The following is a 15,267-nucleotide window of genomic DNA, read 5'->3' as shown; positions in this document are numbered from 1 at the left end:
CCGCACCATAGGCAACACCCTCTGGCTCGGGGTGCTGATCACCGCGCTGGTGGTGACCATCGCCTTTGGCTACGCCTATGCCCTCACCCGCACCTGTATGCCGGGCAAGAGCCTGTTTCGCCTCGTTGGCCTTATTCCGCTCTTGATGCCCTCCCTGCTGCCCGCCATCAGTCTGGTCTACTGGTTTGGCAATCAGGGGATTGCCAAGGGGCTGCTCGGCGGCGAGAGCATCTACGGCCCCATCGGTATCGTCATTGGCCTTGGCTTCTGGTGCTTTCCCCACGCCCTGATGATCCTTATCACGGCGCTCGGTCAGAGCGATGCCCGACTCTATGAAGCCTCCCGGGTGCTCGGCAGCAGCGGCTGGCGCACCTTTGTCACCGTCACCCTGCCCACCGCCCGTTATGGCCTGCTCAGCGCCGCCATCGCCGTCTTCACCCTCACTATCTGTGACTTCGGGGTGGCCAAGGTGATTGGCGGCCAATACAGCGTGCTGGCCACCGACATCTACCGGCAGGTGATCGGGATGCAGAACTTCTCCCTCGGCGCCGTTGCCAGCGTCACCCTGCTGCTGCCAGCGCTCTTGAGCTTTGCCCTGGAGCACTGGGTACGCAGCAAGATGCAGGAGCAGAGCAGCACCAAGGCGGTTCCCTATCAGCCCAACCCCCATCGGCTGCGGGATCTGCTGGCGCTCGGTTGGTGCACGCTCTGGGCCCTGCTGTTTCTGGCGCTGGTGGGGATGGCCGTTTACGGCTCGCTGGTGCAGTTCTGGCCCTACAACCTCGGGCTGACGCTGGATCACTACGCCTTTGACAGCAACAGCGTCTATGGCTGGCAGCCCTTTACCAACACCTTGCAGCTGGGCCTCTATACCGCGCTTATCGGCACCGTGCTGGTGATGGTGCTGGCCTGGGCGCAGGAGAAGGGGCGCCACTTTGCGTCGCTGCGCCAGCTGTTGCATCTGCTCGCCATGCTGTCGCTGGCGGTGCCCGGCATGGTGCTGGGGCTGGGTTACATCTTCTTTTTCAACGGCAATCCGCTGTTTGGCGGCCTCTACGGCACTCTCTATGGCACTCTGCCGCTGATGGTGCTCTCCTGCGTCATCCACTACTACACGGTGGGTCATATGACGGCGCTGACCAGCCTCAAGCAGTTGCCCAAGGAGCTGGAGCTGGTGGCCATCTCATTGCGCATTCCGCTCTGGAAGGCGTTCTGGCGAGTCACCCTGCCCGCCTCCCTGCCAGCGCTCTTGGAGATCTTTATCTATCTGTTCGTCAACGCCATGACCACCACCTCGGCGGTGATCTTCCTCTATTCGAGCGACAGCGTGCTCGCCTCCATCGCCGTGCTCAATATGGAGGACTCCGGCGATACCGCCGCGGCCGCCGCCATGGCCACCCTGATCCTGCTGGCCGCCGCCACCGTCAAGCTGCTCCAGCTCTTTTTGAGCCGCGCTCTGCTGGATCGCACCCAGCGCTGGCGCCACCCATAACCTTGTCGAGGAGTCATCATGTCCACTCTCCCCTTTTGGCTGGCCGAGGCGCTCGCCGCCGAACAACCCGCGCCGCCCACGCCCCTAGTCGGCAACCACGAGGCCGATGTCTGCATCGTCGGCGGCGGCTTTACCGGGCTCTGGAGCGCCATCGCCCTTAAACAGGCCGAGCCACACTTGCGCATCCTGGTGCTGGAAAAAGATCGCTGCGGCAGCGGCGCCTCCGGGCGCAACGGCGGCTGCCTGCTCACCTGGTCGGCCAAATACCTGACCTTAAAGCGCCTCTTTGGCGAGCAGCAGGCAGCCTGGCTGGTACAAAGATCCGAGCAGGCGGTGCACGAGATCGCCCGCTTCTGCGAAAAGCACAACATTGAGGCGCAGCTGAGGGTCGAGGGCACCTGTTACACCGCCACCAGCGAGGCCCAGCGCGGCCTGATGGAGCCGGTATTGCAGGAACTCAAGCGAGCCAACCTTAACCAGTGGCAGCCAATTGCGGAGGGTGAACTGGCGAGCCAGAGCGGCTCCCACGTTCATCTGGAGGGGCTCTACAGTCCCCACGCGGGTTCGGTGCAACCGGCACTCTTGGTGCGCGGCCTGCTGCGGGTGGCGCGGGAGCTGGGGGTCGAGGTCTATGAACACTCCCCCATGCAGCGCCTTGAGGCGGGCCAGCCTGCACGGGTGCAAACACCGCAAGGTGAGGTGCGTGCCCGCAAGGTGGTGCTGGCCCTCAACAGCGCCATGGTGCAGCACTTTCGCGAGTTTCGCCGCAGTATAGTGCTGGTCTCCTCCGATATGGTGATAACCGACCCCGCGCCGGATGCACTGGCCGCCCAGCAGCTTGCGCACGGCCGCTCCGTGGTGGATGGCCGCACCTTTGTCCATTACTACCGCTCCACCCCGCAAGGTCGGCTGATGCTGGGCAAGGGGGGCAACACCTTCGCCTTTGCCAACCGCCATCTGGCCGAGTTCGATGCCCCCAGCCGTTATCTTGCCCCCCTCACCCGCACCCTGCGCCGCTTCTTTCCGGCGCTCAAAGAGGTGCCCATAGCCGCCAGCTGGTGCGGCGCCTCCGACCGCTCGGTAGATGGCCTCCCCTTCTTCGGCCACTGGCGAGGACAGCCCAATATCGTCTATGGCCTCGGCTACTCCGGCAACGGGGTGGCCCAGAGCTGGATCGGTGGCCAGATCCTGGCAGCCTTGGTGAGCGATGAAGTGCGGGAGGAGGACAAGCCGTGGCGCGACTGCGCGCTGGTCAGCGGCCCGCGTGGCTATTTTCCGCCAGAGCCATTTCGCTGGCTGGGGGCCATGGCGGTGCGCAACGCCATCCGGCGCAAGGAGCGGGCGGAAGATGAGAACCGTCCGGTGGCCTGGTATGACAAACAGCTGGCCAAACTTGCCGATGCCGCTGGCAAGGCAGACAAGTAAGCGCGGTAATACCAATTCCGCACGCTTCTGCCCCGTCTGACTGCAACAAGCAAAGCGCCGACCCCAGGGTCGGCGCTTTGCTATTGGCACCATAGGCCATCAGATCCCGAGCGGCGAAAACCTGCGATCAGCTCCGCGCTGCATCGCCCGGATCGGAGGGCATCGGACGGTATAGACAAGACACGGCACACACGGTGCTCGACTTGCCACCAACAGCACTGTTTCATCAGCGAAACACCATCGAGAAACATCATTTCACTGTCGCAACAATCAGGCTGACAAGGCACCATCCTGCTGGGATATCGCGCCAGAGAGAACCACGCCGAAGAGCCACGCCGATCAGGGCAAAGAGCGCCAACCCCTTACGCTTGCACGCGGTTTATCGCCGCCACTTGTCAGCCGCAGGGATTTCCGTCCCTAGCAGCAGCGCCGGCCTTGCCTGCCACACCCGCTCGGGGTCGGGCTCGGCAATGGCGGCGGCGATCAGCTGCTCGCTCCAGTGGCGGTGCAGCAGCCACATCTGCTGGCCGAGATCCCCGTCACCCCGGGTGCACTGCTTGGTGACATCAGCGGTGCGATAGAAGTAGCGCACCAGAGTCGTGAGCTCCGCCTCGGGCCAGCGGCAGCCAAAATCGCGCAGCAGGGATGACCAGAAGTCAATCTGGCGCCGCTCGTGCTGCTGCTCCAGCGCATGCAGCTCGGGGATCAAATCCATGGCATGCCAGAGGGCGCCATAGCCGACAAAGCGGCGCTCCAGCGCCTCGTCGAGCAGCACCAGCGCCTGTGGCCAGCTGGTCGCCTGCAGTCGGATCGCCGCCTGCGCCTCGCAAACCGCCGCCAGCCACCCCATGGCGAGGCGGCAGATAATCGCCTCCTTGTTGGGATAGAGGTGATAGAGCGACTTGATCCCCACCCCCGCCCGATCGGCGATGGCGTTGGTATTGAGAGCAGTAAAGCCCTGCTCCTGCAACAGGCTCAGGGTCGCCTCCTCGATGCGGCTGGCCACCGCCTGACTGCGCTGCTGTTTGGGTTGGCGGCGCATGGTGAGCACCCGGGGTAACGGCCCCTCTGCCACTGACTCCTCTGACATCACGCCTCCCTGTTGTTGGCCCATCGGCAAGGCGCTCTGGTTGTACATCTTGGTACATCAGCAAAACGGGCACCGCGCCCCGCTCGCCACCGATTGATGTGACATGGTAAACAAAACGTTAAATATTTGCAGCAATTGCTGGCATTTTTTGACCAGGCAGCCATAAAGAGATCGCGCTATTTGCAGTAAACGCTGCACAAAACCCGACCCTCAAGGAGATCACTGCATGGATTGCAAGGCACCACACCACTCCCTTTCCCGCACATTGTTGCTGCTCGCCCCGCTGCTGGCGGGCTGCCAGCAGGGGCAGCCGCCCACCGCCGCACGCACTCTTTATCTCAACGGCAAGATCCACACCCAGGATGGTCAGCGGCAGGTGGCAGAGGCCATGGTGGTGAGCGGCGGCCAGTTCCTCTATGTGGGCAACCGGCAGGGGGCCGAGGCACTCAGCCCCCCCGACACCCAGGTGGTGGATCTGCAGGGGAAGATGGTGCTGCCGGGGCTGCACGACAACCATATCCACCTGCTGGGCACGGTGGCGCTCGATATGTGCGATCTCGACGGCAAGCCGGTCGATCTCGGCGAGCTGGCGGCCAAGGTGAAGCGCTGCCTGCCCCGCTACGCCCCCAAGGCTGGCGACTGGCTGGTGATCAACCAGTGGTCTCCCTACGAGGGCAACGCCCCCACCGCCGCCTATAAAACCGTGCTGGCGGCCCTCGATGCCGCCGCCCCCGACAATCCGGTGGTGCTGGCCGGGGTCGATGGCCACGCCAGCGCCTACAACTCGCGGGCACTGGCGCTGGCGACCGATAAAAGCGGCAAACAGGTGGGTTTCACCGCCACCACCCTGGCGCCGGGCGGCCTCTTTGCCCCTTTCAAACCCTATGTGGATCTCGATAGCGGCGTCATTCGCGAAGGGGCCCGCAGCGCTATTCCCTCCCCCGACAGCGGCCTGCTCAGCGCCCATGACGAGCAGGCGGCGAACCAGTATCGCCAGATCCTGCCCGCCGTCTCGACCCTGATGGCCTCGCGCGGCATCACCAGCATTCAGGATGCCTGCGCTACCGACTTTATCCGCGATCGCCTGCGAGAGATGGAAGATCAGGGGCTGCTCAATATGCGGGTCACCGCCGCCACCTGTTTTCACGAGGATGACTACAGCGGCAAGCTCGACATCGGCGGCCATCTGGCCAAGGCCAACCGGGTGCGCGACCAGTTTGCGGGTGACCCCCTGATCAAGGCCGATGCGGTCAAGATCTTCCTCGACGGGGTACTGGAGGGGGATCCCTTCAGTACGCCCCCCTTCCTGCCCAACGCCGGCATGCTGAGCAACTACCAGACCCCCCACCTCGCCGCGGATCAGGGTGGCGAGCAGGTCACCATCACCGCCAACAGCGAGGATGCCGGCAGCAAGGGGCTGGTCAACTACCGCGCCGCAGATCTGAACCGCTACGTGGGGGCGCTCGACAAGGCGGGCTTTAGCATCCATATGCACAGCATCGGCGATCGCACCACCCGCATGGCCCTCGATGCGCTGGAGGCGGCCCGCGCCAGCAACGGCGATCACGGCACTCCCCACACCCTCGCCCATCTGCAGGTGGTGCATCCGGACGATCAGCAGCGGCTCGGCCAGCTTGGCCTCTACCTCACCTTCACCTACGCCTGGACCAACCCCCAGCCCGAATACGACATGCTGGTCACCCCCTTTATCCAGCCGACCCGCAAGGGGCAATCCCTGCACGAGGCGATGTACGATCCCAAGGGGTATCTCAAGCAGGCGCTCTATCCGGTGGCCAGCTCGCGCAAGGCGGGGGCCATTCTGGTGGCTGGCAGCGATGCGCCGGTCGATAGCCGCGATCCGCGCCCCTTCGCCAATATGGCCGCCGGGGTCAACCACGCCCCCCAGAGCGGCGATGACTTTCGGGCGAGCCAGCGCATCACCCTCGACCAGATGCTGGATGCCTACACCATCAACGGCGCCCGCGCGGTGCGCCAGCAGGCTATCAGCGGCTCCATCGAGGCAGGAAAATCGGCCGACTTTATCGTGCTGGATCGGGATCTCTACCAGCTGGTCGCCAGCGGCAAACCGGAGCAGATCGCCGATACCAAAGTCACCCGCACCGTGTTTCGCGGGCAGACGGTCTTTAGCCAATAGGCTCAAGTGTGAGGATTTCGTCAACTGCGCGCTAAGCGCATATGCCGCCAGCCCGACGCCTTGTAAAAGCAACATGCCGACCTTTGGGTCGGCATTTTTACTTCGGGGAGTGATAGCTAGAGCTGATAGCGAGGAAAGTTACGCAAGGGATAATGAGCGGGTTTAACCCACGTTCGGCGTGCCCCTTTGCCCCAAATCGGCGGGGCATTGGCAACCAGCATGGCCAGCGGGCTGCCCCAAGCAGCGGCAGGATTGATTCACCAGCGCAACAGCATTAGCCAACTTGGTTGCAACAGCGTAACAATCTTGGCCTGATGGATTCTGCCTGTAGACAAAGGCTGTGGCATACTAACCCCCTGATTGATAGTTACCTGTGTTACACACCCTTAGGGATATAAGCTTTTTTATGTCAAACCAAAAGTTCAGTGCATCCCAACGAGAAGCTTTATGGCTAGCTCATGAGAAGAAATGTGCTTACACAAGAGAACGTCTTGATATCAGTTGCTTTCATATCGATCATATTATTCCTGAATACCTAGCTAATGACCCTGCCGAATTTCAACGAGTAAGAAACATATTGGGGTTAAATGAAAATTTCGACCTCCATGGATATGAGAATCTACTCCCATGTCGTGCAGGGGCGAATCTTCAAAAAGGTTCGCTTGTATTCGATGAGGCTCATGTTCATTTTTTCCTTGCAATTGCGAAAAACAAGAAGAAAGAGGTTCAAATAACTTTAGAAAAAATTGAAAAGCGCAAGAACAGCGGGAAGGCTTTAATCCTATTGCAACAGTGCCTAGAACGAGGTGAACTATCACCATCTGAAATAGTTAAAATACTTGAAGAACATAATGAGCAACCGCAAGATATTTTCCATCTTTTAGAAAAGATGCATTTTTCTGACTATGAAGAAATTAGTACTATTTCAAAATCAGATATTGATTATCTTCGCAACCGACCAATACGATTAGGGCTTAACACTAACATTGATGGTGTAACTTTAACCAACGATTCGAACGACAAAATCCATGTCCGAACCTGTAAGGAATACGACAAAGCTATTCAATCTGGTTACTACGCTCTCACGACATTTAATATCAAAATGTCTACGTTCTTCGAACACCAGTGTGGATTGTTAAATTCCCTTCAGGCTGCAAAAACACCAGAAAGAAGCTTCATTACTGATCCTAGAGTTGGCATTATCGATCTTCATTTGATGCCATTCACTCTCTTTCCATCGCTTGGAGATATACCAGAAAACATCTCTGACGCTACTTACCAAAGCAAAGTTGATGACGGTTTAATAGTTATTAAACGTATTAAACAAAACACGCTGTGCATCGAGGAGCCAAGCGGAATGGGTCAGCAATTAATTGAGGTGGCTAGAGCAGACTTTAATAATGATGGAATTGAAGACATTTTAATATTCGAATATTGCTATGCTACTCACGGTACTCTTGGCTTTGGTGGCATAAAAATTCTAACCAGAAAAAGTTCTGATAGTTTATTTGAGATCGTATCGTAAACTCTCAGTTTCACTCCACAAAAAAGCCGCCCATTAGGCGGCTTTTTTATTAGAGATAACGGGCTAACAGAAATTACCAGCCAGTCACTTCGCGCAGGGCCTTGCCGATATCGGCCAGGGAGCGGACAGTTTTCACGCCAGCATCTTCCAGCGCGGCAAACTTCTCGGCAGCGGTACCCTTGCCACCGGAGATGATGGCGCCAGCGTGGCCCATCCGCTTGCCGGGAGGCGCGGTAACACCGGCGATATAGGAGACCACCGGCTTGGTGACGTGGGCCTTGATATAGGCGGCCGCGTCTTCCTCGGCGTTGCCGCCGATCTCGCCGATCATCACGATCGCTTCGGTCTGCGGGTCGTTCTGGAACATCTCCAGAATGTCGATAAAGTTGGAGCCCGGGATGGGGTCGCCACCGATACCGACGCAGGTGGACTGGCCAAAGCCCTCGTCAGTGGTCTGCTTGACCGCTTCGTAGGTCAGGGTACCGGAGCGGGAGACGATGCCCACCTTGCCCGGCTTGTGAATGTGGCCCGGCATGATGCCGATCTTGCACTCACCCGGGGTGATCACACCCGGGCAGTTGGGGCCGATCATCTGCACGCCGGTCTCTTGCAGCTTCACTTTGACGTCCAGCATATCCAGCGTCGGGATGCCTTCGGTGATGGTGACGATGAGCTTGATGCCCGCGTCGATCGCTTCCAGGATCGCGTCCTTGCAGAACGGTGCCGGAACATAGATGACGGAGGCAGTGGCGCCGGTCGCTTCGACCGCGTCACGGACGGTGTTGAACACCGGCAGGCCCAGATGGGTGGTGCCACCCTTGCCCGGGGAGACGCCGCCAACCAGCTGGGTGCCGTAGGAGAGCGCCTGCTCGGAGTGGAAAGTACCCTGACCGCCGGTAAAGCCCTGGCAGATGACTCGGGTGTCCTTGTTGATCAGTACGCTCATCAGTTGGCCTCCGCTGCTTTGACGACTTGCTGCGCGGCATCGGTCAGACTCTTGGCCGCAATGATGTTGAGGCCGCTCTCGGCCAGCTTGATACCACCCAGCTCGGCGTTGTTGCCTTCCAGACGGACCACGACGGGCACCTTGACCCCCACTTCCTTGACCGCACCGATAATGCCTTCCGCGATCATGTCGCAGCGCACGATGCCGCCGAAGATGTTGACCAGCACCGCTTTGACGTTGCTGTCGGAGAGGATGATCTTGAACGCCTCGGTTACGCGCTCCTTGGTGGCGCCGCCGCCGACGTCAAGGAAGTTGGCCGGTTTGCCACCGTGCAGGTTGACGATATCCATGGTACCCATGGCCAGACCTGCGCCGTTGACCATGCAGCCGATGTTGCCATCGAGCGCCACATAGTTGAGCTCCCACTGGGCGGCGTGCGCTTCGCGGGGGTCATCTTGTGACGGGTCATGCATTTCGCGCAGCTTGGGCTGACGATAGAGGGCGTTGGCATCGATGTTGATCTTGCCATCGAGGCAGTGCAGGTTGCCCTGCTTGGTGATCACCAGCGGGTTGATCTCCAGCAGCGCGAAATCGCAATCCAGGAACATCTGGCCCAAGCCTAAGAAGATCTTGGTGAACTGTTTGATCTGATCGCCGACCAGACCCAGTTTGAAGGCCAGTTCGCGGGCCTGATAGGCCTGCGGACCCACCAGCGGATCGATGGCCGCCTTGTGGATCAAATGGGGGGTTTCGTGGGCAATCTTCTCGATATCCACGCCACCTTCGGTGGAGGCCATGAAGACCACGCGGCGCGAACCACGGTCAACCACGGCACCCAGGTAGAGCTCTTTGGCGATGTCGGTGCAGGATTCAACCAGGATCTTGGTGACCGGCTGGCCGTTGGCGTCAGTCTGGTAGGTCACCAGGTTCTTGCCCAGCCAGTTCTGGGCGAAGGCACGGATCTCATCCTTGCTCTTGGCCACTTTTACGCCGCCCGCCTTGCCGCGACCACCGGCGTGTACCTGGCATTTCACCACCCAGGTATTGCCGCCAATCTTGTCGGCCGCTTCGGCCGCTTCCTGCGGGGTAGCACAGGCATAACCTTCGGAGACCGGCAGGCCATACTCGGCAAACAGCTGTTTTGCCTGATATTCATGCAGATTCATAGATGCTCTATCCGTGTTGTAGGTATTTCCGTCCGGGGCTCGTGTTTCTCAATCCCCTGTGAGTGGGGGCCTCGGGGGCCCCTCGTTATCTTTCAGTTGGTTGCTCAGACGTCCAGCAGCAGGCGGGTCGGATCTTCCAGGAGCTCCTTGACGGAGACCAGGAAGCCTACCGATTCGCGCCCGTCGATGAGACGGTGATCGTAGGAGAGGGCCAAGTACATCATCGGCAGGATCTCGACCTTGCCGTCAACGGCCATCGGGCGATCCTGGATCTTGTGCATGCCCAGAATGGCGCTCTGGGGCGGGTTGATGATCGGGGTGGACACCAGGGAACCGAACACACCACCGTTGGTGATGGTGAAGTTGCCGCCAGTCAGCTCATCCACGGTCAGTTTGCCGTCACGGCCCTTGCCGGCCAGATCCTTGATGGCCTTCTCGATGTCGGCCAGGCTCATGTTGTCGCAGTCGCGCAGCACCGGCGTCACCAGACCACGGGGGGTGGAGACGGCGATGCTGACGTCGAAGTAGTTGTGGTAGACGATGTCGTCACCATCCAGCCCGGCGTTCACTTCCGGATAGCGCTTGAGGGACTCCACTACCGCCTTCACGTAGAAGGACATGAAGCCGAGCTTGATGCCGTGCTTCTTCTCGAAGATCTCGCCGTACTGCTTGCGCAGATCCATGATGGGCTTCATGTTGACCTCGTTGAAGGTGGTCAGCATGGCGGTGGTGTTTTTCGCTTCCAGCAGACGCTCGGCGATGCGCTTGCGCAGACGGGTCATCGGCACCCGCTTCTCGCTGCGACCGGCCAGCGCGGCAACCGGCGCGACCGGGGCAGCAGCTACCGGAGCGGCTGCGGCAGGCTTGCTCAGCGCCTTGATGTAGGCTTCCACATCATCCTTGGTGATGCGACCGCCCTTGCCGGTGCCAGTCAGCTTGGCCACGTCGATGTCGTGCTCGCCAATCAGACGACGCACGGAGGGGCTCAGGCCATCGGCGCCATCATCGGCAACCGCTTCGGCCGGCTTCTCCTTGGTCTCTTCACCGGCCACGGCAGCCGCCTTGATGGTGGCGATCAGCTGGCGGGAGAGGACGGTCGCCCCCTCTGCCTGCAGGATGTCGCCCAGCACGCCAGCTTGCGGTGCCGGCACTTCCAGCACCACCTTGTCGGTTTCGATGTCGACCAGCACTTCATCACGGGCAACCAGATCACCCGGCTTCTTGTGCCAGGTGGCAATGGTGGCATCCGCCACTGATTCCGGCAGGTCCGGTACCTTGATCTCGATAGTCATCTAATCAGTTCCTTGTTACTTCTTGTTCAGGGCTTAGGCCAGAGTAAGGGCATCTTCCACCAAGGCTTTCTGCTGCTTGGCGTGGACGGACATGTAACCAACCGCCGGCGAGGCGGACGCCGGACGACCAGCATAACGCAGGGTGGCTCCGGTCGGCAGCACGTCATCGTAGTTGTGACGGGTGCAGTACCAGGCGCCCTGGTTTTGCGGCTCTTCCTGACACCAGACAAAATCGGTGACGTGGCTGTAATCGGCCAGAATGGCGCGCACTTCCTCTTCCGGGAAGGGATAGAGCTGTTCGATCCGCACGATCGCCACATCCTTCTGCTCCGCCTTGCGACGGGCTTCGAGCAGGTCGTAATAGACCTTGCCGGAACAGAAGACCACCCGCTTGACCGCTTTCGGATCCAGCGCGTCGATCTCGCCAATGGCGTTCTGGAAGGTGCCTTCCGCCAGATCTTCGAGCTTGCTGACCGCCAGCGGGTGGCGCAGCAGGGATTTGGGGGTCATCACGATAAGCGGACGGCGCATCGGGCGTACCACCTGACGGCGCAGCATGTGGAATACCTGAGCCGGGGTTGAGGGCACGCACACCTGCATGTTGTGCTGGGCGCACATCTGCAGATAACGCTCCAGACGGGCGGAGGAGTGCTCCGGCCCCTGCCCCTCGTAACCGTGCGGCAGCAGCATGGTCAGGCCGCACATCCGGCCCCACTTCTGCTCGCCGGAGGAGAGGAACTGGTCGACTACCACCTGAGCACAGTTGGCGAAGTCACCGAACTGGGCTTCCCAGATGGTGAGGCCAGCCGGCTCGGCGCTGGCGTAGCCATATTCAAAGGCCAGTACCGCGTTCTCGGTCAGTACCGAGTCGTAAATCTCGAACGGACCCTGCTCGTCGTGCAGGTTGCACAGCGGGGTGTAGGTGCTGGCATCGGTCTGGTTGTGCAGCACGGCGTGGCGGTGGAAGAAGGTGCCACGGCCGGAGTCTTCACCGGTAAAGCGGATGCGGGAACCCTTGTCCACCAGGGTGGCGTAGGCCAGGGTCTCGGCAAAGCCCCAGTCCACCAGCTTTTCGCCCGCGGCCATCAGACGGCGGTCTTCGTAAATCTTCTCGACCTGACGCTGCAGCACGTGGGTAGCCGGATACTGGCTCACCCGCTCGCCGAGGGCTTTGAGGTGATCCATCGGCACTGTGCTGTCATAGGCCATGTTCCAGTCGTGGCCCAGATAAGGGGTCCAGTCGACGGAGTGCAGCTCCATCGGCCGCCACTCTTTGCTCACCCGCTCGCCGCGATCCAGCGCTTCGCGATACTCGTTGACCAGAGTCGTCGCCTGCTCCTGGGCAATGCTCCCCTCGGCCACCAGCTGATCGGCGTAGATCTTGCGCGGGGTCGGGTGCTGCTTGATCTTCTGGTACATCAAGGGCTGAGTCGCGTTTGGCTCGTCCGCTTCGTTGTGACCGTGACGACGGTAGCAAACCAGTTCGATCACCACGTCGCGCTTGAAGGTGTTGCGATAATCCAGCGCAATCTGGGTCACCAGCACCACGGCTTCCGGATCATCCCCGTTGACGTGCAGCACCGGCGCCTGCACCGCCTTGGCGATGTCGGTGCAATATTCGGTGGAGCGCAGGTCACGAATATAGGAGGTGGTGAAACCAACCTGGTTGTTGATGACGATGCGCACCGTCCCGCCGACGCCATAGGCGCGGGTCTGGGACATGTTGAAGGTCTCGGCCACCACGCCCTGACCGGCCATGGCCGAGTCACCGTGAATGGTGATGGGCAGCACACTGGAACCATCCTTGTCACCACGACGATCCATCCGGGCACGGACCGAGCCGATGACCACAGGGTTGACGATCTCGAGGTGAGAGGGGTTGAACGCCAGCGCAAGGTGGACGTTGCCACCCGGGGTGGCGAAGTCGGAGGAGAAGCCCATGTGGTACTTCACATCACCGGTACCCCACGATTCTCCGTGCTTGCCGGCAAACTCGTCGAACAGGTCCTGAGCGCGCTTGCCCAGCACGTTGATCAGCACGTTGAGACGACCGCGGTGGGCCATGCCGATAACGGCCTCTTTGCAGCCCTGCTCACCGGCGCGACGGATCAGCTCCTTGAGCATGGGGATCATGGCATCGCCACCTTCCAGCGAGAAGCGCTTGGCTCCCGGGAACTTGGCGCCCAGATATTTCTCCAGCCCTTCGGCGGCGGTCAGGCTCTCGAGGAAACGGGTCTTCTCTTCGAGGGTGTAGCTCCCCTTCCCTTCAATGGATTCGAGACGCTGTTGCAGCCAGCGCTTCTCTTCCGTGGAGGTGAGGTGCATGTAGTCGGCGCCGATGGATCCGCAGTAGGTCTTCTTCAGCGAGGCGTAGAGGTCGGAGAGCACCATGGTCTCGCGACCGATGGCGTAGGAGCCCACATTGAAGGTGGCCTCCATATCTGCGCCCTGCAGGTTGTGGAACGCAGGATCCAGTTCGGCAACGGTTTCACGCTGCCACAGGCCCAGCGGGTCCAGATTGGCATTCTGGTGACCACGGAAACGGAAGGCGTTGATCAGCTGCAATACCCGCACCTGCTTGGCATCCACTTGCGGATCGGAGACGGGGGCACTGTAGCGAGAGGGATCCTTGGCCAGACGACGGAAATAATCGCGGACCTGGGAGTGGGGTTGTTCAACCGCATGGCCATTGACCTGGGGCAGCTCGCTAAACAGGCTGCGCCACTCGTCGGACACGGAGTCAGGATTTTCCAGGAAGGATTCGTACAAATCCTCTATATAGCTTGCATTCGCACCAGCCAGGTGAGATGACTCCAACCAGGCCTTCATCACGCCGTTATGCATTTCTATCCCTTGTACTTCTTGTTACTGCTGCGCAGCTTGTAGGGGTCAAATAGCCATCCTGCCACGGGTCGGATGGCTATCCAGAGGTCGGGCCAGCACCTGGCCGGCCCTGATACTAAACAGCCCGATTGAGCAACATCGACTTGATCTGGCCAATCGCCTTGGTCGGGTTCAAGCCTTTCGGACAGACGTTCACGCAGTTCATGATGCCATGGCAGCGGAACACGCTGAATGCGTCGTCCAGATTCCCCAGTCGTTCGGTGGTCGCGGTGTCGCGGCTGTCAGCCAGCCAGCGGTAGGCGGCGAGCAGCCCGGCCGGACCGATGAACTTGTCGGGATTCCACCAGAAGGAGGGGCACGAAGTGGAGCAGCAGGCACAGAGAATGCACTCGTACAGGCCGTCAAGCTTGGCGCGCTCTTCGGGGGATTGCAGGTGCTCACGCACCGGCGGCAACTTGTCATCATTGATGAGGAAGGGTTTGACCTTCTCCCACTGGGTGTAGAACTGGGTCATGTCGATCACCAGATCACGGATCACCGGCAGGCCGGGCAAGGGGCGGATAACGACGTTATTGCCCTTCTTCAGCAGGTCGGAGAGCGGGGTGATACAGGCAAGACCATTCTTGCCATTCATGTTGAGACCGTCTGATCCACAGACCCCTTCGCGGCAAGAGCGGCGGAAGGCGAGCGTGGGATCCAGCTCTTTCAACTGGATCAGTGCGTCGAGCACCATCATGTCGGAACCTTCAGGAATATCAAGACGATATTCCTTCATATGGGGGACGTTATCAACATCCGGATTGTATCTGTAGACAGAGAATGTGACGTTCATTGGGCTGGCTCCGCAATCAGTAAGTCCGGACCTTGGGCGGGAACGCCTCACGGGTCTTGGGTGACATGTTGACAGCGCGACGGGTCATGGACTCGGTGTCCGGATGATAGAGGCTGTGGCACAGCCAGTTCTCATCGTCGCGCTCCGGGAAGTCGAAGCGGCAGTGAGCACCGCGACTCTCGGTACGGAAGTTGGCGGCAACCGCCGTGGCAAACGCCGTCTCCATCAGGTTGTCCAGCTCCAGGCACTCGATGCGCTGGGTGTTGAACTCTTTGGAGGTGTCATCCAGACGGGCTGACTTGAGGCGCTCGCGGATAACCTTGAGCTCGGCCAACCCTTCTGCCATCGCCGCACCTTCGCGGAATACGGAGAAGTTGTTCTGCATGCAGCGCTGCAGGTCTTTGCGGATCTGCACCGGGTCTTCGCCGTTGCGGGTATTTTCCCAGCGGTTGAAGCGGGACAATGCGGCATCCAGATCCGACTCGGAAGCATCACGGCCG

10 protein-coding genes and 1 pseudogene are annotated in these 15,267 nt (G+C 60.3%); 4 read left to right on the top strand and 7 right to left on the bottom strand.

Annotated features, from left to right (window positions below):
• Together AACS18_RS12965 and AACS18_RS12960 are read left to right on the top strand one after the other, a co-directional pair.
• Positions 1-1,492: putative 2-aminoethylphosphonate ABC transporter permease subunit (locus AACS18_RS12965; protein WP_108614367.1), on the top strand; the 1,492-nt coding region annotated here is incomplete at its 5' end.
• 18 nt (positions 1,493-1,510) lie between these two features.
• A complete protein-coding gene (locus AACS18_RS12960; protein ID WP_108614366.1) occupies positions 1,511-2,917 on the top strand; it encodes an FAD-dependent oxidoreductase in 1,407 nt (468 codons plus the stop codon).
• Positions 2,918-3,296: 379 nt separating this feature from the next.
• Here the strand turns inward: AACS18_RS12960 and AACS18_RS12955 are convergent, their stop codons facing one another.
• Positions 3,297-4,007: a TetR/AcrR family transcriptional regulator gene (locus tag AACS18_RS12955; RefSeq protein ID WP_181363446.1), complete on the bottom strand. Its 711-nt coding sequence runs from the start codon at positions 4,005-4,007 to the stop codon at positions 3,297-3,299.
• A 226-nt stretch (positions 4,008-4,233) separates the two neighbouring features.
• On the opposite strand from AACS18_RS12955, the gene AACS18_RS12950 reads away from it, so the two are divergent.
• Positions 4,234-6,162, top strand: coding sequence for an amidohydrolase (locus AACS18_RS12950; RefSeq protein WP_108614365.1), 1,929 nt, complete (start codon positions 4,234-4,236; stop codon positions 6,160-6,162).
• A gap of 406 nt (positions 6,163-6,568) precedes the next feature.
• Positions 6,569-7,687: a hypothetical protein gene (locus AACS18_RS12945; RefSeq protein WP_108614364.1), complete on the top strand. Its 1,119-nt coding sequence runs from the start codon at positions 6,569-6,571 to the stop codon at positions 7,685-7,687.
• A 73-nt stretch (positions 7,688-7,760) separates the two neighbouring features.
• On the opposite strand, the gene sucD is transcribed toward AACS18_RS12945, so the two are convergent.
• From sucD to sdhA, 6 genes and pseudogenes are all read right to left on the bottom strand, one after another.
• On the bottom strand, positions 7,761-8,633 hold the full coding sequence (sucD, locus tag AACS18_RS12940) for a succinate--CoA ligase subunit alpha (RefSeq protein WP_108614363.1): 873 nt from the start codon (positions 8,631-8,633) through the stop codon (positions 7,761-7,763).
• The gene (gene sucC / locus AACS18_RS12935) at positions 8,633-9,799 is read right to left on the bottom strand and encodes an ADP-forming succinate--CoA ligase subunit beta (RefSeq protein WP_108614362.1); all 1,167 of its coding nucleotides are present in this window, start codon (positions 9,797-9,799) and stop codon (positions 8,633-8,635) included. Before sucC ends, sucD begins: the two co-directional genes overlap by 1 nt.
• A 104-nt stretch (positions 9,800-9,903) precedes the next feature.
• Positions 9,904-11,091, bottom strand: coding sequence for a 2-oxoglutarate dehydrogenase complex dihydrolipoyllysine-residue succinyltransferase (gene odhB / locus AACS18_RS12930; protein ID WP_108614361.1), 1,188 nt, complete (start codon positions 11,089-11,091; stop codon positions 9,904-9,906).
• A gap of 33 nt (positions 11,092-11,124) precedes the next feature.
• Positions 11,125-13,935 (bottom strand): 2-oxoglutarate dehydrogenase E1 component, encoded by a 2,811-nt coding sequence (gene sucA, locus AACS18_RS12925; protein ID WP_108614360.1) that lies wholly within the window; start codon positions 13,933-13,935, stop codon positions 11,125-11,127.
• 115 nt (positions 13,936-14,050) lie between these two features.
• Positions 14,051-14,767, bottom strand: a complete 717-nt coding sequence (locus tag AACS18_RS12920; RefSeq protein WP_005333549.1) for a succinate dehydrogenase iron-sulfur subunit — start codon at positions 14,765-14,767, stop codon at positions 14,051-14,053.
• A 16-nt stretch (positions 14,768-14,783) separates the two neighbouring features.
• Positions 14,784-15,267, bottom strand: a pseudogene (gene sdhA / locus AACS18_RS23465) (succinate dehydrogenase flavoprotein subunit); the annotation flags it as partial.

Source organism: Aeromonas sp. HMWF015 (genome assembly GCF_963878965.1).
GTDB lineage: Bacteria > Pseudomonadota > Gammaproteobacteria > Enterobacterales > Aeromonadaceae > Aeromonas > Aeromonas veronii.
This window is presented reverse-complemented; position numbering and strand designations above follow the sequence as displayed.